Source organism: Acinetobacter pittii ANC 4050 (assembly GCF_000399685.1).
Lineage (GTDB): Bacteria > Pseudomonadota > Gammaproteobacteria > Pseudomonadales > Moraxellaceae > Acinetobacter > Acinetobacter pittii_E.
Map to the genome: position 1 here is coordinate 1539834 of NZ_KB976987.1, position 22551 is coordinate 1562384.

22 protein-coding genes and 1 pseudogene are annotated in these 22551 nt (G+C 38.3%); 5 read left to right on the forward strand and 18 right to left on the reverse strand.

The genetic code is table 11. The annotated features are described in order from the left end of the window. Nucleotides 1-9: 9 nt before the first annotated feature. The 4 genes from paaD to paaA are packed head-to-tail and all read right to left on the reverse strand — an operon-like array spanning nt 10 to nt 2556. The gene (gene paaD / locus F931_RS11025) at nt 10-510 is read right to left on the reverse strand and encodes a 1,2-phenylacetyl-CoA epoxidase subunit PaaD (RefSeq protein ID WP_001177938.1); all 501 of its coding nucleotides are present in this window, start codon (nt 508-510) and stop codon (nt 10-12) included. Nucleotides 511-526: 16 nt separating this feature from the next. Continuing rightward, nucleotides 527-1282, reverse strand: coding sequence for a 1,2-phenylacetyl-CoA epoxidase subunit PaaC (gene paaC, locus F931_RS11030; protein ID WP_016141439.1), 756 nt, complete (start codon nt 1280-1282; stop codon nt 527-529). Between the two features lie 12 nt (nt 1283-1294). Further along, a complete protein-coding gene (gene paaB, locus F931_RS11035) occupies nt 1295-1585 on the reverse strand; it encodes a 1,2-phenylacetyl-CoA epoxidase subunit PaaB (RefSeq protein ID WP_000389648.1) in 291 nt (96 codons plus the stop codon). Between the two features lie 32 nt (nt 1586-1617). Further along, nucleotides 1618-2556: a 1,2-phenylacetyl-CoA epoxidase subunit PaaA gene (paaA, locus tag F931_RS11040; protein ID WP_016141440.1), complete on the reverse strand. Its 939-nt coding sequence runs from the start codon at nt 2554-2556 to the stop codon at nt 1618-1620. 265 nt (nt 2557-2821) lie between these two features. On the opposite strand from paaA, the gene paaZ reads away from it, so the two are divergent. Continuing rightward, on the forward strand, nt 2822-4924 hold the full coding sequence (paaZ, locus tag F931_RS11045) for a phenylacetic acid degradation bifunctional protein PaaZ (RefSeq protein WP_016141441.1): 2103 nt from the start codon (nt 2822-2824) through the stop codon (nt 4922-4924). A gap of 43 nt (nt 4925-4967) precedes the next feature. On the opposite strand, the pseudogene sdaA reads toward paaZ, so the two are convergent. Next, nucleotides 4968-6347: pseudogene (sdaA, locus tag F931_RS11050) on the reverse strand (L-serine ammonia-lyase). Between the two features lie 351 nt (nt 6348-6698). Between sdaA and F931_RS11055 the strand changes: the two are divergent. Beyond that, complete coding sequence (locus F931_RS11055; protein ID WP_016141444.1) at nt 6699-7607, forward strand: DMT family transporter; 909 nt, start codon at nt 6699-6701, stop codon at nt 7605-7607. 367 nt (nt 7608-7974) lie between these two features. Here F931_RS11055 and F931_RS11060 read toward each other — a convergent pair whose 3' ends face one another. The 3 genes from F931_RS11060 to F931_RS11070 all read right to left on the reverse strand — a co-directional run bounded on the left by F931_RS11060 (nt 7975) and on the right by F931_RS11070 (nt 9531). Continuing rightward, complete coding sequence (locus F931_RS11060; RefSeq protein WP_016141445.1) at nt 7975-8409, reverse strand: I78 family peptidase inhibitor; 435 nt, start codon at nt 8407-8409, stop codon at nt 7975-7977. A gap of 162 nt (nt 8410-8571) precedes the next feature. After that, on the reverse strand, nt 8572-9036 hold the full coding sequence (soxR, locus tag F931_RS11065) for a redox-sensitive transcriptional activator SoxR (RefSeq protein ID WP_016141446.1): 465 nt from the start codon (nt 9034-9036) through the stop codon (nt 8572-8574). A gap of 201 nt (nt 9037-9237) precedes the next feature. Then, nucleotides 9238-9531 (reverse strand): hypothetical protein, encoded by a 294-nt coding sequence (locus tag F931_RS11070; protein ID WP_016141447.1) that lies wholly within the window; start codon nt 9529-9531, stop codon nt 9238-9240. 453 nt (nt 9532-9984) lie between these two features. Between F931_RS11070 and F931_RS11075 the strand changes: the two genes are divergently transcribed. Continuing rightward, nucleotides 9985-10644, forward strand: a complete 660-nt coding sequence (locus F931_RS11075) for an epoxyqueuosine reductase QueH (RefSeq protein WP_016141448.1) — start codon at nt 9985-9987, stop codon at nt 10642-10644. Between the two features lie 277 nt (nt 10645-10921). Here F931_RS11075 and F931_RS11080 read toward each other — a convergent pair whose 3' ends face one another. Further along, nucleotides 10922-12400 (reverse strand): MocR-like pyridoxine biosynthesis transcription factor PdxR, encoded by a 1479-nt coding sequence (locus F931_RS11080; protein ID WP_016141449.1) that lies wholly within the window; start codon nt 12398-12400, stop codon nt 10922-10924. Nucleotides 12401-12511: 111 nt separating this feature from the next. Here F931_RS11080 and F931_RS11085 point away from each other — a divergent pair, with 111 nt between their 5' ends. Continuing rightward, complete coding sequence (locus tag F931_RS11085; protein ID WP_016141450.1) at nt 12512-12967, forward strand: GNAT family N-acetyltransferase; 456 nt, start codon at nt 12512-12514, stop codon at nt 12965-12967. Between the two features lie 40 nt (nt 12968-13007). On the opposite strand, the gene F931_RS11090 is transcribed toward F931_RS11085, so the two are convergent. From F931_RS11090 to F931_RS11105, 4 genes are all read right to left on the reverse strand, one after another. Further along, nucleotides 13008-14165: a winged helix-turn-helix domain-containing protein gene (locus F931_RS11090; RefSeq protein ID WP_016141451.1), complete on the reverse strand. Its 1158-nt coding sequence runs from the start codon at nt 14163-14165 to the stop codon at nt 13008-13010. A 134-nt stretch (nt 14166-14299) separates the two neighbouring features. Next, a complete protein-coding gene (gene cynX / locus F931_RS11095) occupies nt 14300-15481 on the reverse strand; it encodes a cyanate transporter (protein ID WP_016141452.1) in 1182 nt (393 codons plus the stop codon). Further along, nucleotides 15478-15963 carry a nucleoside deaminase gene (locus F931_RS11100; RefSeq protein ID WP_025470334.1) on the reverse strand — a complete coding sequence of 162 codons (486 nt, stop codon included), beginning with the start codon at nt 15961-15963 and terminating at the stop codon, nt 15478-15480. Before F931_RS11100 ends, cynX begins: the two co-directional genes overlap by 4 nt. 16 nt (nt 15964-15979) lie before the next feature. Further along, a complete protein-coding gene (locus F931_RS11105) occupies nt 15980-16648 on the reverse strand; it encodes an ankyrin repeat domain-containing protein (RefSeq protein ID WP_016141454.1) in 669 nt (222 codons plus the stop codon). A 147-nt stretch (nt 16649-16795) separates the two neighbouring features. Between F931_RS11105 and F931_RS11110 the strand changes: the two genes are divergently transcribed. Further along, nucleotides 16796-17653: a LysR family transcriptional regulator gene (locus tag F931_RS11110; RefSeq protein ID WP_016141455.1), complete on the forward strand. Its 858-nt coding sequence runs from the start codon at nt 16796-16798 to the stop codon at nt 17651-17653. Here the strand turns inward: F931_RS11110 and F931_RS11115 are convergent. Genes F931_RS11115 through tssA form a run of 5 tightly spaced genes read right to left on the reverse strand, consistent with a single transcriptional unit; the run spans nt 17650 to nt 22543 of the window. Beyond that, nucleotides 17650-18603, reverse strand: a complete 954-nt coding sequence (locus F931_RS11115) for a M15 family metallopeptidase (RefSeq protein ID WP_016141456.1) — start codon at nt 18601-18603, stop codon at nt 17650-17652. The two genes, F931_RS11110 and F931_RS11115, sit on opposite strands and share 4 nt — an antisense overlap. A gap of 7 nt (nt 18604-18610) precedes the next feature. Then, complete coding sequence (locus F931_RS11120; protein ID WP_016141457.1) at nt 18611-19231, reverse strand: hypothetical protein; 621 nt, start codon at nt 19229-19231, stop codon at nt 18611-18613. A 12-nt stretch (nt 19232-19243) separates the two neighbouring features. After that, complete coding sequence (icmH, locus tag F931_RS11125) at nt 19244-20050, reverse strand: type IVB secretion system protein IcmH/DotU (protein WP_016141458.1); 807 nt, start codon at nt 20048-20050, stop codon at nt 19244-19246. A gap of 17 nt (nt 20051-20067) precedes the next feature. Continuing rightward, nucleotides 20068-21432, reverse strand: coding sequence for a type VI secretion system baseplate subunit TssK (tssK, locus tag F931_RS11130; RefSeq protein ID WP_016141459.1), 1365 nt, complete (start codon nt 21430-21432; stop codon nt 20068-20070). Between the two features lie 16 nt (nt 21433-21448). Then, entirely contained in the window at nt 21449-22543 is a 1095-nt protein-coding gene (gene tssA, locus F931_RS11135) for a type VI secretion system protein TssA (protein ID WP_016141460.1), read from the reverse strand. Nucleotides 22544-22551 lie beyond the last annotated feature (8 nt).

Sequence of the window (22551 nt, forward strand, 5' to 3'; positions counted from 1 at the left end):
TCTAAAGACTTAAATACATTTGAAGTAATCAAAAGGCTCAAGACAGTCCTGACATTTATAAAGTGCTTTACAGGCGGTAGAACTAAACTCTGTTAACAGTCGGGTATGTCGGCTTTTACAACGTGGGCACTCGACACCATCATTTAAATGAACATGGGTCCCACATTGATGCGCCAACCCTTCAGGTGGTGCAATGCCATAGACTTGTAGTTTCTTTTTACCCGCTTCAGACATCCAGTCCGTGGTCCATGCTTCTGACAAATCGACCATAACTTTGACCGGTGTCAAAGCTTCTGCGGTAAATGCCTCAACAATTTGTGCTTTGAGCATATCTGTTGCTGGGCAACCGCTATATGTCGGAGTTAGACGAACAATGATTTCTTGTTGATCGTTAATCTCTACACCGCGAATCATGCCTAAATCGACAACCGATAAAACCGGAATTTCAGGGTCACTGACCGTTTGTAGAACATCCCAACATTGGTCGATGCAATGACGAATCATTTGCATGGCTCACCTCCTTGTCTTACCAGGTCATGCCCGGATAAGTTCTTTGAATACTTTGCATTTCAGCCAACAAATAACCTAAATGCTCGGTATGCAATCCTTGTTTCGCACCACGGCGATAAGCACCATTCACAGCAACATTTAATTCAAAGCGCTTAAGCTCATCTGCAATGGTTTGGTTCCATTGTTCTTTTTCATTTGAAAAATCTGGAATCACGCCTTGTGCGACTAATGCTTGTTCGTCTGCACTCAGTTCAAATAACTCAGCGGTAAAACGCCATAAATTATTTAAACCGTCTTGTACACGTTGATGCGCTTCATCTGTGCTTAAACTTAAACGCTCCATCCAGCTTGTCGAAAAACGGATGTGATATTTCACTTCTTTTAAAGATTTCACTGCAAGCGCGCTTACTTCAGGAAGTGAGCTTTGCGCTAAAGCCGTAAATAAATGAAGATGGTAATGATCCATCAACCACTGACGTACAATCGTTTGAGCAAAATCACCATTGGGTTGTTCACATAACAATAGGTTTAAAAACTCACGCTCAGTACGGAAATATGCAAGCTGATCTTCATCACGTTGAGCTTCATCATATTGACCAGCCAAAGTCAGAAAGTTTCTTGCTTGACCCAATAAGTCCAAACCGATGTTTGCTAAAGCAATATCAATTTCAAGCTCAGGTGCATGCCCGCACCACTCAGCCAAACGCTGCGATAAAACCAGTTGACTGTCGCCAATATGTAATAAGAATTTAGATAAAACTGACTGATTCATGTGCCATTCCCCTTACATGTGCTCAATGCCATCTGGGATATGGTAAAAAGTCGGATGACGATAAACCTTGTCTAGAGAAGGATCAAAAAATTCAGCTTTTTCATCTGGCTGTGAAGATTTAATCAGTTCAGAACGAACCACCCAAATGCTAATTCCTTCGTTACGGCGCGTGTAAACATCACGCGCATGTTGCAGTGCGATTTCATCATCAGGTGCTCTTAAGCTGCCTACGTGACGGTGGCTTAAGCCTTGTTTACTACGTACAAATACTTCGTAAAGCGACCAGTTGTTTTTATCTTCCATTTTGATTTCCTCAAATTTTTCCATAAATCTTGTTAAGCCACTTTGTTTGCTTCAAGCTGCTGCTTTTTCGCGTAGACCACTGCTGCATCACGAACCCATTTGCCGTTTTCCCATGCTTTACGGCGTGCTTCGATACGCTCGTGATTACATGGTCCACGTCCGGCAATCACTTCATTAAATTCGTGCCAGTCGATCTCACCAAACTCATAGTGGCCTGTTTCTTCATTCAATTTTAAATCTGGGTCCGGCACTTCTAAGCCAAGCTGCAACACTTGTGGCACAGTGTTATCAACGAACTTTTGACGTAATTCATCGTTACTAAAACGTTTGATTTTCCATGCCATGCTTTGTGCGCTGTTTGGAGAATGCTCATCACTTGGGCCAAACATCATCAGTGCTGGCCACCAGTAGCGATTTACTGCATCTTGTGCCATCTGCTTTTGTTCTGGTGTACCGTTTGCCAAAGCCATCATGGCTTCAAAACCTTGGCGTTGGTGGAAACTTTCTTCTTTACAGATACGTACCATTGCACGTGCATATGGTCCGTAAGAGGTACGGCAAAGTGCAACTTGGTTCACAATGGCTGCCCCATCGACAAGCCAGCCAATTGCAGCGACATCTGCCCAAGTCAAAGTTGGATAGTTAAAGATTGATGAGTATTTCATTTTCCCATCAATTAATTTTTCCATCATGTCATCACGGTCAGCGCCTAAAGTTTCTGCTGCGCTGTACAAATACAAACCATGACCCGCTTCATCTTGTACCTTCGCCAATAAAACTGCTTTACGTTTTAAAGTTGGCGCACGAGTAATCCAGTTCCCTTCAGGCAACATACCTACAATTTCAGAATGGCCATGTTGCCCGATTTGACGAATCAATGTTTTACGATAGGCATCAGGCATTTGATCCTTAGCCTCGATCGTAATTTCATTGGCAATATTTTGTTCAAATTTCTGGTAGTTGTTTTCCATTCTTTCATTCCCTGTAGGCATCACCCTTAAATCTATTTTTCGATACACTAAAAACAAAGTCAATCACTTTTTTAGTATCAAATTAAATACAACCAATAATTTGAAATTAAATATTTGAAATTATTGAATTTAAATCAACTATAAAAAACCTTTTTACTTTTTCAAATCAAAATAAAGTTGACTTTTTGACAAATTAATCTGAAATTATGAATCATATTTTTGCAATTTTTATAATTGATGTATCACATAAAAAAGGAGTTTGGTCATGCTTGAACAAGCACACCTAGAAGGAACCTCAACTGACACAGATTTTCAGCAGTCTGAGCATCAACTGCCTCACCTTGCTTCTTATGTCTATGGAACATGGCATTCGACGGGCGAAGAACTACGTCCTGTTTATCATGCCATTACAGGTGAACCGATTTATGCCGTAAGTAGTCATGGCATTGATATGAAACGTGTTGTTCAATATGCCAAACAAAATGGTTCAGAATTGGCTAACTGGACGTTTCATCAACGCGCTAATGCTTTAAAACAAATTGCCCAATATTTACTGGAACGTAAGGAAGAGTTTTATAAGCTTGCTTATGCAACAGGTGCAACTCGTAAAGATGCATGGATTGATATTGAAGGTGGCATCCAGACATTATTTGCTTATTCAAGTTTGGTTCGCCGTGAACTCAATGACGAAAAAATTATTACCGAAGACAGCTGGATTCAGTTATCTAAAAATGGAACTTTTGGTGCTAAACACATTTTAAGTCCTAAAGCGGGTGTTGCCGTTCACATTAATGCTTTTAACTTCCCAATTTGGGGAATGCTTGAAAAGATCGCTCCGACGCTACTCGCAGGTGTGCCATGTATTGTTAAACCCGCGACCGATGGTGCTCAATTAACTCAAGCGGTTGTAAAAGCCATTGAAGAAGCACATGTATTACCAAAAGGCTCGCTACAACTCATTTGCGGTCAGACTTATGACTTGTTAGAACAGTTAGGCCCACAAGACTGCGTTACGTTTACAGGTTCTGCCTACACAGGTCAAAAACTACGTAACCACCCTCACCTCAATAAATATTCGATTCCATTTAGCATGGAAGCTGACTCGGTAAACAGTGCAATTTTAAGCCCTGAGGCAAATGAAGAAACTGTCGATTTATTTGTGCGTGAAGTCTTCCGTGAAATGACGACAAAAGCAGGTCAAAAATGTACTGCAATTCGTCGTGCTTTCGTTCCTGAAAACTTGTTAACGACTGTACAAGAGAAGCTAAGCGCCAAACTTGCTAAAGTTGTGGTGGGTGATCCTCAAAAAGAAGAAACCACCATGGGTGCTTTAGCGAGCATTAAACAAAAACATGACGTTGCAGAAAAAGTTGCCGAGCTTAGCAAAGATGCAAAAATTGTTTTTGGTGGCAATGATAGCTTTACGTTTAATGCGGACCATCCTGAAAAAGGTGCTTTTTTCGCTCCAACTTTATTGGTGTGCGAACAGCCTTTACAAGCGACGAATGTTCATACCACAGAGGCTTTCGGCCCTGTATGTACTCTCATGCCATATCAAAACATTGAAGAGCTTAGCGATCTTGTTTCACGTGGTGAAGGTAGCTTAGTGGCTTCTGTCGTTAAAAATAACGATGAGAATATCGAACAGATTATTCAAAAAATTGCACCTTGGCATGGACGTGTACATGTACTCGATGCAGAGTCAGCAAAAGAAAGTACAGGACATGGTTCTCCACTTCCTCATCTTGTACACGGCGGCCCTGGTCGTGCAGGTGGCGGTGAAGAGTTAGGTGGTATTCGTGCCGTTAAACACTACATGCAGCGTACTGCAATTCAAGGTTCTCCAAATAGCCTGACTCAAATTACCCACTCATGGACTGCTGGCTCAAAAGTTAATGAAGACCGCGTACATCCATTTAAAAAGTCTTTTGATGAGTTAGTAATTGGTGAACGCTTATTAACAGCGCGTCGTACAGTAACCGAAGCTGATATTGTCAATTTCGCTTGTTTAAGCGGTGACTACTTCTATGCACATACTGACAAAATTGCAGCTGCCGAGTCTTTCTTTGGTGAACGTGTAGCACATGGATATTTCATTGTGTCTGCCGCAGCAGGTCTATTTGTAGATGCAGCACAAGGCCCTGTAATTGCCAATTATGGTATGGACAACTTACGTTTTGTTGAACCGGTTAAAATTGGTGACTCAATCCAAGTTGAACTCACCTGTAAACAAAAAACACCTAAACCACAAAAAGACCCGTCTCAGCCTGCACATGGCGTTGTGGTATGGGATATTAAAGTCAAAAACCAACGCGGTGAACTTGTCGCAACTTACGACATTTTAACTTTAGTTGCTCGCGAGGCTTAATGTTTAAAATGAGATGGGGTCACCTCGTCCCCATCTCATTTTTTTAACACTCAATGGCGTTAACAGCGAGACCGCCTTTTGAAGTCTCTTTATATTTTTCAGACATATCTTTACCTGTTTCCTTCATAGTCTGAATGACTTTATCTAGTGTGACAAAGTGTTCATCGTCATCATGAAGTGCCATTTGGGCTGCATTAATGGCTTTTACGGCTGCAATTGCATTTCGTTCAATGCAAGGCACCTAAACCAAACCACCAATCGGGTCACACGTTAACCCTAAATTATGTTCAAGCCCAATTTCAGCCGCATGCTCCACTTGCTCAGGTGATGCTCCTAAAATCTCGGCTAAACCCGCCGAAGCCATCGCACACGCCGAGCCGACTTCGCCCTGACACCCTACTTCTGCACCAGAAATAGAAGCATTGAGTTTACATAAAATGCCAACGGCTGCCGCACTTAAAAAAAAGCGAACCACTTTATCTTCGGAAAAGTCTTTAGAGAAAGTCACGTAGTAATATAAAACCGCCGGAATAATTCCTGCGGCCCCATTTGTAGGTGCCGTCACTACTCGACCGCCAGCAGCATTTTCTTCATTTACCGCTAAGGCAAATAAATTGACCCATTCCATCGCATGAAAAGTCGTCACAATCAGGTTTGAGTTTTTCTTATTTAATAACTTATCGTGAATTTTTTTAGCCCGACGTTTTACGTTTAATCCGCCCGGTAATATGCCTTCATTAATTAATCCGTTGTGAATACATTGCTGCATCACTTTCCAGATTTCCATAATCTTGCTACGAATCTCAGCTTCACTACGCCAGCTTTTTTCATTTTCAAGCATTAACTCACTCACTGATAAATGATGAGTTCTACATAAGCTTAAAAGCTCAGCCGCACTGTGAAACGGATATGGAACCTTAACGTCGTTAGTTTCAGTTTGAGTTGTTGCTAATTGCCTTTGGCTAACAATAAAACCGCCACCAACCGAATAGTAAGTTTCTGCATATAAAATTTCTTGAGCCTCGTTATACGCAATCAGTTCCATTGCATTGGGGTGATAAGGCAAAGATTCATCTAAAAAAAGCACATCATGCTTATAGTCAAAAGAAATAGTCTTTTGCTGATTAAGCTGGATGGCTTTATTTTCAAGAACATCTTCAATCAAGCTTGTACTTACTTGGGTATCAATATGTTCAGGATCAAAACCCATTAAACCTAACAGAACAGCCTTATCTGTCGCATGACCAACACCAGTTGCCGACAGCGAACCGTATAACTTCACCTGAACTCTTACCGTTGCTTGTAAATCGTTTTGCTTCAATAAATCATCCACAAAACTGTATGCCGCTCGCATTGGTCCAACTGTATGGGAGCTAGATGGGCCGATTCCAATTTTAAAAAGATCAAATACACTAATAAACACGTGGTCCTACCTTCGATTCATTATTATTCGTATGTTCGTCATTATTATGTCCTTTCGGATAGTTCTAAAATTATCATTAAACCGTCTATAAAGCACTGAAAATAAATGGCTCATAGCCTAAAAACAACGCAATCAATACAACATTTTCTATTTTTTTAAATAGTAGATTTTTCTATTAAATTGAATGATAAATTCTTCAGCAAAATTGTATGATTTGCATATACTGTTCCATTGACGGATAACCGTCAAAAAGGTTCCTATCCATTCAGCTCAATTATTTTTACAAGATCAGTCAGGCTTATCTTGTAGAAATTGTGCTGCATAAAACTTTTTAAGTTTGAGTCACTTCATATGAATGCGCCAACAGAAACAAAATTTTCCCTAACTTATTATACGGGTTTCTTATCTGTACTATTTGCTGCATTTTTATGGGGTACTGCCGGTACCGCAGCATCTTTTGCAAAAGGCATTAGTCCTGTCGTGATTGCCACTATATCTGTAGGTTTTGGAGGGTTAATTCACACATTTTTAAGTTTAAAAGCAATTAAGAAAGATTACCGAAAGCTTTTTAACTATAAAAAGAAAGTATTTATTGCCGTTGTTGTTTCAATTCTTTGCCCTTTCGCATTCTATTCATCGGTCTCGTTAGCGGGTGTTTCCATCGGTACAGTCATTTCAATTGGCTGTGCTCCTTTGTTTTCGGTCATGCTCGAATGGTTATTAGATAAACGCAAACTCTCTATAAAATGGCTTATTAGTTTTATTTTAGGCTTTTTAGGAGTCGTCCTACTTTCGTATTCAGGTGAACATAGTCATCAACAACAAGTCGTACAATCTGATCGTCTTTTAGGTGTATTTTTTGGCTTACTCTCTAGCCTGAGCTATGCAACATATTCTTGGATAATGAGAACCCTAATTCGTCAAGATGTCGACTCAAGAGCTGCTATGGGAGTGATTTTCGGTATCTCCGCAGTTCTGTTATTACCTACATTATTTATTACAGCAACTCACCTATTTGATTACCCAACAAACCTTTGGGTTGCGATTTATATTCCAATTGTTCCTATGTTTTTGGGCTATTTATTTTTTAGCTTTGGTCTTAAAAGAATTCCTGCGAGTCAAGCCATGACTTTAGCACTCGTCGAAATTCCAGTTGCAGCATTATTAGCAGTTGTTGTAGTAGGTGAAAGTTTAACAATGCATAGTTATGTAGGTTTAATTCTTATTTTCCTATGCGTTATTGTTCTCACCAAGAAATAAAGTTCTAGTAATAAATAAACAGTAGAAATTTGAAAATTTACGCAATCAATCAAAACTAATTTACAGAATCGAAAATTTATCTTATGGACTGTTATAAATTACAGTCCATTTTTCAGTATTAAAGCGTATAAAAAACGACCACAGAACATTAGCCATTAGTCGCACCTCTCTATTTTTATTCATTTTTACTGGTAAAGTGCTTTACATGGTTTGATACAACCTACTTAACTCAGATGCATAATTCACCTGTTCTTGCATCTGAAGTTTTTCTGCCTCTAGTCCGCTAGAGGCTTTTTTTTATTACTTAATAAAAAAAGCCTGCATTTCAGCAGACTTTTATTTCACGATTTAATTTAGCAAAGCTTAATTAACCACAGGTTGCCTGAGTAATTTTCTTAGTTGCTGGATCAATAGTCACTGTAACTCGGTTTGTACGATAATCCATAGTCATAGGCTGACCTGGAGCTACTTTACGCACAATTTCCGATTGAGTTTTTTGCTTAATTTGGTCATCAGTAAGTCCAGATTGACCTATCAATTTTTGAGCTTCTTCTGCTACACAGTTTGCTTGATTATCACGGAATAATTTCCATTCTTCAACGACTTGGCCGTTTGGTAAATGACAATACCCAACCTGTCCATTTGCTTCATTTCTAATTTCTAATTTCCCGCCTTGTTCAACACAATATTGACTAGCTGGGTTTGGTGAACCAATTTTTGGTGGAGTTGAATCTTTATGTTGTGCAGATGAACAAGCCGTTAACGAAACAAGCGCTAAACCAAGAAAGATAATTTTTTTCATAAATTTTTGCTTCTTAATAAAAAAAATAAAGATATCAAAAAAATTCATGTTTCATGGGTCTTGTTTACAATAAAAAACTCTCTTAGCAATTTTATTAACCGCTCTTTAATTGATTGGAATTTAAAATATTCTGTCCTAAAAACAATTATTAAAATATTGTAATTAAGGTCTTTCTAAAATTCGTGCACCGGAACCTTCTTGTCCTAAAACATCTTCAGGATTTCTTAAAGGGCATTGCTCTAGTGACAAGCAACCACAGCCAATACACCAGTCCATTTCATCGCGGAGTCTAGTTAATTTTTGAATACGCTCATCCAGATCTTTTCGCCAATGGCTTGATAACTCTTTCCACTGTTTGGCTGTTAATTTGCTTCCCATAGGATATGCACTAAGAGCTGCTTTAATTTCATCTAAGGAAATCCCTACTCTTTGAGCAACTTTAATAATCGCAATATATCTTAAAACGATTAATGGGAAACGGCGTTGATTACCATTCGTTCTTAGACTTTTTATGAGCCCTTTCGCTTCATAAAAATGCAGAGTCGAGACAGGAACTCCACTCCTTTTTGCTACTTCACCCACTGTCAACACTCGACTAGGGTCAGCTTTTTTATTTTCGCTTATCATGATTGACCTCAACTTTACTCGAGGTTATAAGAGAGCCTCTGTGTTTTGTCAAATGAATAAACCAAGCAACTTGACTGCTAAGAGCCATTTTTCTGAGTTTGTTGGCCTTAACTTTTCGATAAAACCTGAGAGGATAAATGTGATGAGATTATTAATTTAGGAAGTCTATAAAATGAGTTGCTAACATTTAAAGTTAAGAAATTAATTTTGTAGAGTACATGGGCATCCGCAAATCCAAAACATGTTGTAAACAAAAGGCATTGGTGCTCCTAGAGGATAGACCTTAGCTTGTTCGATTTTATAAGTTTTTTTACGTGACTCAATGTGAAGTATATTATCGTAACGAGCAACAACGATTCCCTTTTTATATAATTTTTTTCGTTCATTCTTTGCATCAAATTTATATACCAAAAAGTAAACTTTTTCTCCTACGCTGATCTTTGAATGATTAACCATAATGTAACCATTACAATACTTACATTGCCAATCTTTCATATCTCAAATTATCACACGCTTAAGTTTAAAAACACATTGAATTTTATAGTATAGATTTATTAAAGCTACAAATCTAAAGAAATATTTTAATTGAAAAAATAAGGTTTATTTGTGATGTACATCACAAATAAAAACCATAAAATTATAAATTATATCCAGATACATCAACCACTTACCAAACAAAATTTTAGGTTTATTATTTTCATAAATATAAAAATCTTATATATTTTATATTGTCATATAGTATAAAAGACAGAGAAATTAAATATGGCATATAATTAATTCTTAATACTTTACAATATACTTATTTCACTATATTTAACTTAATATTAAATGGAGTAATAAATTATTTTTAAATATTAAATTAATTTCACTTTTAATTGAAAATAATTCAGTTCACATAATATAAACTCCAAATATATAATTATTAGAATTGCAATTTAATTTTTTATTATGGCAACTCAACGTTTAAAATTAGAACTCCCATCTGGACATGATCAATTATTACTTCACTCTTGTTGTGCTCCTTGTTCAGGAGAAGTCATGGAAGCATTGATTGATTCTGGAATTAAATTTTCAATATTTTTTTATAATCCTAATATTCATCCAGTAAAAGAATATCTAATCCGTAAGGAAGAAAATATTCGTTTTGCAGAAAAGCATAATATCCCATTTATCGATGCAGATTATGACACGGATAATTGGTTTGCCCGAGCCAAAGGTATGGAGGATGAACCCGAACGCGGCATTCGTTGTACCATGTGTTTTGATATGCGTTTCGAGCGAACTGCCCTTTACGCACATGAACACGGCTTTAGTCTCATCAGTAGTTCGCTAGGAATTTCTCGTTGGAAGAATATGGCTCAAATTAATGACTGCGGAATTCGGGCAGCATCTCATTATCCCGATATTCAATATTGGGATTATAACTGGCGCAAAAATGGTGGCTCTAGTCGAATGATTGAAATTAGTAAGCGAGAGGAATTCTACCAACAGGAATATTGCGGCTGTGTATATTCTTTGCGTGATACCAACCGTTGGCGTATGAGTAATGGTCGAGATCGAATTAAATTAGGTGTTAAGTTTTATAGTAATGCCATGGAAGAAGATTAATTTTTATTTCTCTTTAAGAATTAATTAAGTTATTCGGAACTATATTTATTTTTGATAAAAAAACGGCCACATCTGGAGAATGTGGCCAAAAGGTGTACTAAATAAGCTTTGATGTAGTTAGATTAATTGTGCTAGCTTAAAATAATATTAATTAAAATTAATTTTTAAAAATTTTAATAACCTCTCTATTTTCATATAACCAATTGATCATCATAGAAATTCGTATTTAAGCATTTAAAAAATGATTAAATTTATCTAAATAACAAAACTTAGGCTATTATTTTTCTTGTAAAAATTGTGCAATTTTTTTAATGTTTTCAATAATTTCATTAGGTGTGTGGGCCGCATAGCCAAAAAGTACCGCGGCCTTTTTGTTTGGCATCTGACAATATCTTGATAGTGGTTGAACAGCCAAGTTTAGAGCTGAACATTGATCAATAAATTCTTGCTCTGTCCTCTCACCTTTTAACCAGCACACTGCATGAATACCTGAATCTGTGGGTTGAACACTAAGCACATCTGAAAGATGCTCATCAATAGTTTTAATCAAGGCTTGTTGGCGCTCATAGCAAGCTTTTCGAACTTTGCGCACATGCCGAGCATAGTGACCTTTTTGTATAAATTGAGACAAAGCCACTTGCTCTAAATAAGAACTTCGAACATCCGTATAGTATTTTGCTGCACTAAAGGTTTCGATTAATGCTTCAGGCACAACCATGAATCCTAACCGAAATTCTGGAAACATCATTTTGGTAAAAGTACCAGAGTAAATAACTCTTTGCTGCTGATCTAAACCTTGTAGAGCTTGAATAGGATGTGTGCCATAGCGGAACTCACTATTATAGTCATCTTCAAAAATCCATTTCCCTTGTTGAGATGCCCAATCGAGTAACGAAAAACGGCGGGCAAGACTTAAGGTTCCACCTACAGGGAATTGATGTGAAGGTGCTGTATAGACCAGTTTGCTTTTTGAATAACGATGAATAATATCAGAGACTAGCATCCCCTCTTCATCACTTTCAACTAAATTTACCTGTGCACCAAAACTTCGAAAAATGTTAAAAGCAGCGTCATAGCCTGGTTCATCTAAACACACCTCATCATTTGCTTGAAGTAAAGCATAGGCCGTTAAATGAATAGCTTGCTGCGTCCCATTTACGATAATAATTTGCTCTTCTTTGCAGTTCAGCCCTCGGGTGGAGCGAACATATTCACAAATTGCCTGACGTAGAGGCAAATAGCCACGCGGGTCGTGAAATTGACCAAGCTGATAATACGACTGCCGCCAAGCTTGATTTAATAACTTTCCCCAAAGTTGATGAGGAAATAAGTCAACACAACCTACCCCCACATGGAACATTTTTTTCTTTTGACTTGACCACGACTGCTCTAGCCATGAAGTTAATAATGCTTCCATATTCGGATTAATATTTAAGGATTGATGATTATTTTTAGACGTTTTTTTTGAATTTTCTTGAACATGTATTAACTGATCTGGCACAACCTCAGCAACATAGGTACCCGAACTTGGTTTGGTAAATAAATATCCCTCATCAAGTAATCGTTCAAGAGCTGCCAATACAGAGTTTCTTGAAATTGACATCATCTCTGCTAGGGCACGACTTGAGGGTAATTTTGTTCCGGCAGATAGTCTTCTATCTAAGATAGCATCACGCAAAGCCGAATATAGCCCATCTTTAATCTGCCCTTTTGGCAAAATCAAATGTGGGAAAGATGCCGAAATCGAAGCTGCCATAACAAACTGGTACTGTAAAAAATATCAAAAGTGTACCTTATAAAAATACCACTATCAAAACTACACTCTAGTTTTCCATTTTCCATTACTTTAAAATAGAGTGTAATTATTATGCAAAATCAAGATATTCAAATCATCCCTGTTCAACAGCAGGACTATTCACAATGGGAAAAATATTGGCTTGCTTATCAAAATTTTTATCAGGTCAATTTACCTCTTCACGTCACGAAAGTGACTTGGGAACGCTTTTTCGATGAAAATGAACCCGTTTATTGTGCTGTTGCTAAACAAGGTGAGCAGGTTTTAGGAATTGTGCATTATGTTATTCATCGTTCAACATGGGCAAAAAATAATTATTGTTATTTAGAAGACCTCTATGTTTCACCTGAAGTCCGTGGTCAACACATTGGTAAGCAACTTATTGAATACGTACAGAAGCAAGCAATTGCACATCACTGTGAACGTTTATATTGGCATACTCAAGAAAGCAACCACACAGCCCAAAAGCTTTACGATTGGATTGCCCAAAAACCAGGGATTATTGAATATCGTATGCCTTTGAACTAAAGAAAGTAAAAAACACCAAAAGCTGGAATGCTTTTGGTGTTTAAATCTTAGCAAGAATAAGCTTAATCACTTTGTCATTAATAGTTGAGCATTGATTAAACGCTGCAAAACGCTTGAGCTCTTGCTCCAATTCGAAAAAGAAAAGCTCCTTATTTTTTACTGTTTTTTCTAGATGTAGACTAATTACTTCTAACTCTTTTATAGAACGATGCGCTTTACAATCTACTCGGCCGACTAACTCATCTTGATATAGAATCGGCAAACAAAAATAACCATATACCCGTTTAGCCGCTGGTACATAGCATTCAATCCGATAATCAAACTCAAATAAAGAAGTTAAACGGTCACGATGAATAAGCGAGTTATCAAAAGGTGAAAGTATTTTTAAACCGAACTCAGTATTAAGCTTTTGTTCTATTGCGGCGGCATCAACATATAGCGTTTGACCATTCTCAAGCTTGATTACAGATACTACACCTGCGTCAATCTGCTCCATCAGCACGGCACGCATAGTTTCTTTTAAATCATTTTTCTTTAAATGAACCAGTTGTTTCCATGTAAATGCACCATGTGCTCGAAGCGTATTATTAAATAAATACTGCGCATATTCATAAAGCGTAGGCATAGTTAAATCAATATTTTCAGGTAAACAGCGCTCGGTCAAATCATAGACCTTTTCCATTCCGTTACGTTCACAGATCATCAGGTCACCCTGCATATATAACTGCTCAAAAGCACGGCGACCTGGTCCGGTATTCCACCAGTTTCCTAAACTCTTTTTATTATTCTTATCAATATCTCTTAATCGAATTTTACCTTCACCACCAACACGCGCCAAAATTTCATTCATAAGCTGCTGATCGCCTCTATTAAAATAACGGCTTTCCCCTTTCCTAACAGACATCATGGCAGGCAGTGCATAGCGATAATCTTTCATAGGAAGATAAGATGCGGCATGATACCAATATTCAAAAATCTGGCGCTCGCGTACCAAACTATTGAGATGACTTAGATCATAATCAGGCACTCGGCTCCACAATATATGGTGATGAGCTCGCTCTACAACCGATATGGTATCAATCTGCACATATCCTAAATGCTCAATCGCCTGTAAAGTGCCTTCCAAACCTTTGGCAAATCGACTAGTTTTTCCTAGGCCTTGATTGAATAAAGTAAGCTGTTTCAAAGAAGAAGTCATAAAAATCAAATATTGTTGTATTCATTTAAAAGCGGGAAATTTTCAGTTCTATCGTATCACTATTTCCTGATTTACTTGTGTTTTAGAATCGGTAATTCTCTATAAAAAGAATCACGATTAACTCAACGTTCGTTTTACAGACTCAGCTTAAAATAACTTTTAGGCGCCAATCTAATCACTAAAATAACTACTAATATCACACTGGCTAAATGGAAAAGCCATCCCGCTTTGTAAGCCCCCGTAAGATCATGCAAAATTGCAATAATCCATGGCGGAATTGCTGCCAATAAGAAACCACCGCCTTGCATCAGTGCAGATAAAGCACCTGCATAAATCGGCTCATCAAAATGATCTAATGCAACTATAAGCGTTAAGGCAAAACATCCTCCCAAACCCGCGCCTAAACAAATTGCCCAAAGTATAGAGGCAAACTCAGGCATAAAAGCCATTCCTGCAAACCCAACCATTTGCATAGCTAACGTAAACCATAGCCATGGACGTCGGTCTTTATATTTTCTTGCTAAAACGGGCAAAATAAGTGCTGAAGCTGCTTGGCCCAAGGCCAATAAAGCAAGTAGTTGTCCACTTTGCGCTGCGCTCCACCCCTGATCTTGAAAAGAAGGCGCTAACCAAGCTACGACTGATGAGTAGCCCCCATTTACAAGCCCGAAACAAGCCATTAATAACCAAGTTCGAGGTTGATTTAATAATTTTCTTACAGGCGCACGATGAATGGATGAGCCAACTTTTGTAGGTAAAAAAGCCAGTGCCAATATAAATGCAAATAAAGCTGGAATAGCAAAAGAAGCCAGTCCAATCGACCAAGAGCCCGTTATATTTGAAATTATGGGAGCTAACCATGCTCCTAACGCCCCACCGCCCATGAGCATAGCTGAATAAAGCCCCATCATCGGACCTATATATTGGCTAAATTCTCGTTTAATCATGCCTGGAAAAGCCGCTTGTATCATCGCAACGCCAAATCCAATTACTATTGCACTAATAATTAATCCTTCGGCTGTAGGTAATAAAAAACGGACAGCACATCCCGCACAAATAGCAAGTAATGCACCAACAATAGCTTTTCGTTCGCCCACATAGTTCTGCAATATTGGCCCAACAAATGCAACAAGCCCCATAAGCATCATCGGTAGCAAAGTAAGTAGTGCCATTCCTTGTAGGCTTAAGCCAGTGGCTGTTCGAATATTGGCAATCAATGGTCCAATACTTGTGATAAATGGTCTTAAATTAAGGCCCACCAAAGCTACCGTTACAACAAGCATGGGACGAGTCAAAAAAACTCCAGACTGCTTCATTCTTCTGAGCCTAAATTCTTGGCCTGATAATTCTTCCAATGCACATAAAGATCAGTGCGGTTTTCAACTCTGATCGGTATATATTGAATTTTCATTGATTGCTCAGAAAACGGCTTGGCAAGCTCAATATATATTTCGGCTGTAGATAAACCAAATGGTGTTCCATCTTCATTAGAATATGCATAGCTCACCGACTTGATACCTGCTAAACGCATTGCAGCCATACACATTGGGCATGGATGGCCACTTGCATACACAGAACAGCCTTCTAAATTGGCAGATCCTAAAACTTGGCTGGCTGCACGAATTGCCAGTAATTCGGCATGTGCGGTGGGATCGTTGGTTGTCAGAATCTGATTTACGCCTGAAGCAATAATTTCTCCATTCTTTACAACAACAGCTCCAAATGGTCTGCCACCTTTTTCAATATTGTTATAGGCAAGCTCCATCGCATTACGTAAAAACTGTTCACCTTTTTCCATCATGTACTCTCACTTTTTATTTTGCACCAGCTGCAAGAAGTCTTTTTTCAATTTCGCGGTAGCCTCGTGAACGTGCATGTTGTAATGGCTTAATGCCGTCTTTATCTGCTAAGTTCGGATCGGCACCTGCTTTTAATAAAAGCTCTACAATGCGTTGATATTTTGATTCTCCATTGCCCAAAATAATGGCCTCAAGCAATGCGGTCCACCCTAAATTATTGACATGATTAACATCTACACCAGAGGCAATTAATGTACGAACTGTTTCAACATGGCCTCGCTCCGCTGCGGGAATGAGCGCAGTCCCACCGTAACGATTAGTACTTTTTAAGTTCGCACCATGCATGAGTGTCATTCTTAGAATTTTTAAATATCCCTGTGCGCCGGCGTACAAATACGGACTGTCTTGAATATTATCTTTTGCATTTACATCGGCACCCGCCTCTATCAGCATATGAGCAGCATGTACATTATTTGCTCTTGTTGCGACCATCAAAGCAGTCGAACCAGTTTCATCCCGCTCATCAATTAAAGCCTTTTGAGATAAAATCTTTTTTATAGATTGAGTGTCGTTATTTATCACTGCCTGATGTAAAGGGTACTCACTCATTGCATTCGTCATATTTGTAAAACCTAAAGCCCCTAACGCGACGATCAGATTCATCCATATTAGTGACTTACGCATGGTGGCCTCCCAATAAAAACTTTTGGCAAAACATTTTGCAAATAGAATAAACATCACCAAAAGTATTTGGAAATTAAATTATTTAATCGATACTATTAAGATTATAAATACTTATCTAATCTGCTTTTAAACGTAGCGGTGCATAATATGTTTGATCCTCGCCTTTTACGTGCTTTTGTCACTATTTTTGAAACGGGCAGTTTTACTGCAGCTGCTGATCGATTACACCTGACTCAATCAACGATTAGTCAGCAGTTAGCACGGCTTGAAGAATCAGTGGGTCATGCGCTTATAGATCGAACAGCAAGACCTTTCAAATTGACCGTTTCGGGAGAATATCTGATTGGTTATGCACAAAGGATTTTGACTCTTCAACAAGAAGCTGAGGCCCTACTTAAAGATCCGGCAGGAAGTATTCCTATTCGTATTGGTTTACCAGAAGATATGATGAGTTCTGCAATGGCTGAAGTTTTCGGTATATTTGCCAAAGAGCATCGTTCTATTCGTTTAGACGTAACCTCGGGCTTAAGTCGAAACCTAACAGAACGTTATCGGAATGGGGAATTCGATATTATTATTGTCAAAGAACCCGCGGCCAGTGCTGATCATCACGCGACATTCCCAGAAGAAATGGCATGGTTTGCAAGTGAAAACTCAAAGATTCCATGGGCCGACCCCGTGAGTTTAGTCACTTTTCCTCAAGGAGGACTTTATAGGGACGAAATGTTCGCAACCTTAGAACGTGAGCGGCGACGTTGGTATATTGCTTTTACTGGTAGTAGTCTAGAAAGCGTGTTAGTTAGTGTTGAAACAGGATTAGGGTTATCTTTATTGCCTGTAGCTACGACCAATGGACGTAGAGTACGTCGATATGATTCATTGGGTGCTGTACCACCTATGGTCGTTTCAATTTACACGTGGGAAAAAGCTGGGATCATTTCCCAGCTTGTAGATAAAATGACGTCTGTTTTACAAAAACGTTTTCAATCCTCAATCAATTCTTAACTTATATCATTCGAACTTTCAGCAATAAGTTTTTCCGCCATTTCTTGAGTTTTTCTTAAGCCCGGCATACGGAATTCGGTATGCCCATAATCTTGGATAGATTTCCAACGTCCACCCCAAGTAAGCCCCACCGATTCGGCAACTTGTCCATATAACCGATAGCCTTGCATCGCCCATGGATCCCGTTCAGAAATAACCACTTTCCCATTTCGTTTAAATGCTACATCAGCAGCTAAACCAAATTGATGATAGCTTTGATACCCCCTCGCTCTAGTCGTGTTAGGATTGCCCGCCAGCATATTCTGACGTGCGGGGCTACGATAACCTTCTAATAGAACCAACTCATAACCATATTGTTCTTTCATGATTTTAAACACCATGAGTAAACGCTGTTTATAACGTGGGTTCATTTTGTCCCATTTACGATCAACTAAAGTCGTGTCCAGAATAGCTCGACCATCGAAACTTGCATTATCAATCGGTGAAGAATTAATAGCTCCACTATTTTGAGACGAATATTGTTGTTCTAACTGCGTCGCCTCAACAATTGCGGCCTCAATTAAGCTTTCATCCACTTCTGGTGGTGGTGATAATATTTCACCATTTAAAAGTGCATAGATTTGAGGGTCAGTTTTTTTCAGATATTCAGCTTCAATTCGAGTTGAACTAATCGGACGAGTAAAAGCAAAAATTAATATACTGGCAAACAAAAAAAAGCCTGCAATTACAATCCACCATTGCTGTAAATGCCAATGAGATTGTAATTTTTCAGGAGCAGCTGCCTGATTCATCGTTTGAGCAAATTGCTTCACCTGATTCAGCTGTTTACGGCCTTGTGGCAGTAATGACAAGACGAAATCTTTGCTTCTACTCCTTAGTTCATAAGACATTAAAAATGCTAAACCAATTGCCAAGCACGTAAAGCAAAAGAAAATGAGAAAGATCATCATCAGTTCATTAATTCACGGCAAAAGGACTTCGTGTAATTTTAATATCTACCGATGCTTTAGGCGGTTCAACCTCAGGTTCTGGTTCGGCTGGAGCTTTACTCTCAACTACGGGTTTAGCCTGTACCACTTGCTGCTGCGGCTTACCCACTGTTTTTTGCTGAGCTGGCTGTACTTTAGGTTGAGTCGTTTTAGCTACGCTTGTCTGTAATTGAGGCACAACTTGAGCTTTCTTCTCACCTGTTAGCTGTTCATCAAATGGTGAAACTCGCTGTTCATTCGCAGCAACAGTTTTATGCGGAACAGGTTTAAAGATATTACTTAATTCATTATCTTTTGGCTGTTCAAAGCCATCACGGCTCATTGAGTCTGTTTCATTGTCTTGGCTTATAGCAACCTGATTTTGTTCATCAGAAGAATGAGCAGCATCTTGATTTAAAATTTGCTCTTCTGTTGATTTACTATCAATTGCTGCTGATTCCGGCGAATTCGGTTGAGACAAGAACAGGAATAGCGAGATGCTGACAAACACCCCTGCAATTACACCAATCACAATATAAAGTAGTGGTGATTTCGGCTTTTTTTTATTCGATTGTAAAACTCGAATAGAAGTTGGTTTTTCCTGAGCCATTTCGTACCATCATCAAGGTAAATAAATTGTAATATGCGCTTGCTCTTGAGGAGCAGAAATCACATTTTGATAATTAGATAATGCTTTATCATTTTGATTGTTCAGCATAAATCTTAAGCCTGCAAAGGTAAGTAATGCAAAAATCAATAAAAAGATCAAAATCCAAAAGAAAGGCACTTCGCGATGAATAATATTTCGTATTTGATCGGGAATTGCCGAGAACGGCGAAAATGCAACTTTTTTCCCTTTTAAATAGTCGATCTCATCACCCACTCGTGATACTAAGTGGTTAAGACTTTCAATAGACTCAATGCGGTACTTACCTTGAAAACCAAGTAAAAGACAGTAATGAAATACTTCAAGAGCAGCTAGTCGTTCTTTTCCACGGCTTCGCAATTGCTCCAAAATTTCAAAAAAGCGATAGCCCGCTAACTGAGAACCAAACAAGCTCAATTGCAATGGGCTAATCAACCAAGCATTTTGTAAATTAAAATAGCTTGGATCTTGTTGCGTTACGATGGTTTCATCAATTAATGCACAAAATGCATATTTAGCATCATGAATATCATCAGCTGAAAATTGTAGCTTTTTAGCTTGTTGCTCAAATTGATTAAGCAAATTTAAGGTTTTTTCACGGAATTGCTGCGCATCTGCCGGCACATATTGATTTCGAATTAAAAAAATCAAATAAAAGCCATCATGCAATAAATCAATAAGATTAATTGCCTGTAGTTTTGCCTGCGACTGGCTATTGTTATTTCCGCCCGTCCCGATTTGCCCATCGTCAAATAAAGAAGGAGCGCCTGTAGATTGTGACATTTTTCTCTCCTTTACCTTTAAGCGTTCATGACCGCAATCAATTCAATACTGATATCTTGGAAACCAGCTGGAACATAAATACAGATCGTCTCTGAATCTAACATGCGCTGATATAGCTCGTGATGCGGTTCAATTTCAAAATAACTCACACCAGAACGTACCGGTATCGCAGTTGGAACCTGAATCAAATGATGTAATGGAATCGCAGGTAATGCAGCAACTACACGTTGCTCTACATCTAAAGTGCTACCAATCTTAAATCGTAAAGGTACGATCTGGATTAACTCATGAGTCTGCATAGCACTACTTGATACTGCAATATAAAGTCGAGTGTCTCGAGTAATCTTATCTGTTTCAAGACTTCCCACCCAATATGAAGGCCGGATCTCTTTAAGCGCAATACTGATATAACGACTTGAAATAATCGTATCGAGTAAATCACGTAGAATCGTGTCTAACTGAGTAAAACTTTCTTGTAAATTATGGTGTTTATAAGCAGGCAGCTGATCAACATCATAGGCTGTCGAGAAAGTTAATAATGAACCTGCTAAACGTAATAATTCGAAAAACAACCGTTCTGGATGGATTTGTGGATATTGCACAAAGTGATTTAAACCAGCATGAGCTGTATTTAAGGCATTTACTAACCAGAAAGAAACGATATCGCCTGAACGAAATTCAATTAATTTCTGTTCATTTTCTCGGTTATTGGTTTGAATCGTCTTAATTTTTGCCTTAATAACATTCAGAGTTCTTTTTAAATTTGAAATGAGTGTTTCAGAGGCATCCACGTGCAAAATTGGTGGAATAAACTTTCGGTCAATTTCAAAAGCACCAGAGCTTTGACGCTTAATTTTTCCAATCGGCAGATATAAAAAACCATCTAAATTATGGTCTGGATTACTATGAATATCTAATAATTTAAAAACAGCACGGCGGCGTAGCAAACTAATATCCGCTTCGGTAGCATTCGTAAATAGATCATGCGTTTCGACAAGGTGAGATTGATATCTGCCCTTTTGCGCTTGGTTTTGATCAATTAGATTTTGCTTATTTGCTTGTAAGAGTGGCAATGCTAAATAGATTAGCATCTCACCACGTAAATTAAGATCATCTAATAAAATTGGTTCAGGCAATAGATCGTATGCAGGCGCCTGATAAATTTCACCGTCTTGCCAGATCATCTCTACAGACTCAAGAGCAAGAATATGCGTACTCAATTGAGCCTCATCGAAACTTAACTTCTGAATACCATACGAAAAAGGCACAACCGCACGAACCGTATGATTTAGGCGTTGTTCATGATAGGTATCTTGAATTTGGAAATGTTGAGGTCTTAAAAATAAACCTTCGCCCCACAGGACTTTTTCAGCTTTAAACATATGTCTTTACCAATCTTTATTCATATTCATTTTTAGGCTGCACACCTAACATTTCCTGAACCATTTGTAATGGATGCTCATCTTTAATGACTTGCGCTAACCATTCATGTAATGGCATTTGACTCCATTTAATCGTTTTTTGAAGCATATAACTCACAGGGCTATGAGGTTCATTGGCTTGGAAGTAATCAGCAATCTCTTGCAGCACTTTCATTGCTTGCTCTCGGTTAGCCAAGTGCGTTTGTGCTTGAGGCTGAAAAGCAGGCTGAGCTGAAACAACTTGTACAGGCGCTTGATTTTCCATAGATGAACTCGTGATGACAGTAGCCTGTTCTTGGATTGGTGCAAGTCCTGCACCAAAAGCTTCTGCTTTATAAATCTTGCGTAATGTGCTGTGAATAGTCTCAAATGCTGAATCAATCGCAGCAAAACTTGGCGAATCTAGTCCCATTAAATGATCGAGAGTTTGCTTTAAAACATCCCACTCAGTTAACACTGAACTAAAATCTTGATAGTTAGAATATTGAAAAGTTTTAGACGTATTAAAAATAGCTTGGTCGAATTGTTCTAATTCCGATGGCCCCGACTGGCTGTCATATTCTTCTGTTTGTTTACGGCGAACATTTTCATGATAAAGAAAATTATCGTAATCAAGCAAATTATAATAAGGAGCTGTATTGGTTAAAGGAACTTTCTTTAGCAACATCGGAAGTTGATTAATTAAACCCTGTAATAAACCAATGCGTTGATCTAAATCATCATCTTCAATAATAGGATGAATTTCCTGCCAGTATTGATTTAGCATGGAATGGCTTAAAGTTAAACCTTTCGCCATACCTTCAAAACCATAAAGATGAGTCCAAGCTTCTAAGAGCCAAGTTAATAGACGAATATCTTTCGTTTTATCTTTTAACAAAACACTTGTGTTCTTTGCTACAAAGTCCCAATCGGCTTGTTTGCGCTCAGCAACCCAATCACCTTGATCTAGCAATAGATCATCTTGTGTCTTCGCTTTTTTTATTTCATGAAATTCATTAGAAAATGAAAAGTCATCACCACAAGGCAAACTATCACTAATGGGTTCAAGTAGTTCAGAAATATCAATATTCATCTAATTTT

What these genes read in the sequence shown, in the direction of transcription:
- soxR (WP_016141446.1), bottom strand. Translation starts at nt 9,036, where the DNA reads ATGATAAGCGAAAATAAAAAAGCTGACCCTAGTCGAGTGTTGACAGTG.
- F931_RS11080 (WP_016141449.1), bottom strand. Translation starts at nt 12,400, where the DNA reads ATGGCAGCTTCGATTTCGGCATCTTTCCCACATTTGATTTTGCCAAAA.
- F931_RS11110 (WP_016141455.1), top strand. Translation starts at nt 16,796, where the DNA reads ATGTTTGATCCTCGCCTTTTACGTGCTTTTGTCACTATTTTTGAAACG.
- F931_RS11090 (WP_016141451.1), bottom strand. Translation starts at nt 14,165, where the DNA reads ATGACTTCTTCTTTGAAACAGCTTACTTTATTCAATCAAGGCCTAGGA.
- F931_RS11085 (WP_016141450.1), top strand. Translation starts at nt 12,512, where the DNA reads ATGCAAAATCAAGATATTCAAATCATCCCTGTTCAACAGCAGGACTAT.
- F931_RS11105 (WP_016141454.1), bottom strand. Translation starts at nt 16,648, where the DNA reads ATGCGTAAGTCACTAATATGGATGAATCTGATCGTCGCGTTAGGGGCT.
- tssA (WP_016141460.1), bottom strand. Translation starts at nt 22,543, where the DNA reads ATGAATATTGATATTTCTGAACTACTTGAACCCATTAGTGATAGTTTG.
- F931_RS11120 (WP_016141457.1), bottom strand. Translation starts at nt 19,231, where the DNA reads ATGGCTCAGGAAAAACCAACTTCTATTCGAGTTTTACAATCGAATAAA.
- F931_RS11055 (WP_016141444.1), top strand. Translation starts at nt 6,699, where the DNA reads ATGAATGCGCCAACAGAAACAAAATTTTCCCTAACTTATTATACGGGT.
- paaD (WP_001177938.1), bottom strand. Translation starts at nt 510, where the DNA reads ATGCAAATGATTCGTCATTGCATCGACCAATGTTGGGATGTTCTACAA.
- paaC (WP_016141439.1), bottom strand. Translation starts at nt 1,282, where the DNA reads ATGAATCAGTCAGTTTTATCTAAATTCTTATTACATATTGGCGACAGT.
- F931_RS11115 (WP_016141456.1), bottom strand. Translation starts at nt 18,603, where the DNA reads ATGATGATCTTTCTCATTTTCTTTTGCTTTACGTGCTTGGCAATTGGT.
- paaB (WP_000389648.1), bottom strand. Translation starts at nt 1,585, where the DNA reads ATGGAAGATAAAAACAACTGGTCGCTTTACGAAGTATTTGTACGTAGT.
- paaA (WP_016141440.1), bottom strand. Translation starts at nt 2,556, where the DNA reads ATGGAAAACAACTACCAGAAATTTGAACAAAATATTGCCAATGAAATT.
- tssK (WP_016141459.1), bottom strand. Translation starts at nt 21,432, where the DNA reads ATGTTTAAAGCTGAAAAAGTCCTGTGGGGCGAAGGTTTATTTTTAAGA.
- F931_RS11060 (WP_016141445.1), bottom strand. Translation starts at nt 8,409, where the DNA reads ATGAAAAAAATTATCTTTCTTGGTTTAGCGCTTGTTTCGTTAACGGCT.
- cynX (WP_016141452.1), bottom strand. Translation starts at nt 15,481, where the DNA reads ATGAAGCAGTCTGGAGTTTTTTTGACTCGTCCCATGCTTGTTGTAACG.
- F931_RS11070 (WP_016141447.1), bottom strand. Translation starts at nt 9,531, where the DNA reads ATGAAAGATTGGCAATGTAAGTATTGTAATGGTTACATTATGGTTAAT.
- icmH (WP_016141458.1), bottom strand. Translation starts at nt 20,050, where the DNA reads ATGTCACAATCTACAGGCGCTCCTTCTTTATTTGACGATGGGCAAATC.
- F931_RS11075 (WP_016141448.1), top strand. Translation starts at nt 9,985, where the DNA reads ATGGCAACTCAACGTTTAAAATTAGAACTCCCATCTGGACATGATCAA.
- paaZ (WP_016141441.1), top strand. Translation starts at nt 2,822, where the DNA reads ATGCTTGAACAAGCACACCTAGAAGGAACCTCAACTGACACAGATTTT.
- F931_RS11100 (WP_025470334.1), bottom strand. Translation starts at nt 15,963, where the DNA reads ATGGAAAAAGGTGAACAGTTTTTACGTAATGCGATGGAGCTTGCCTAT.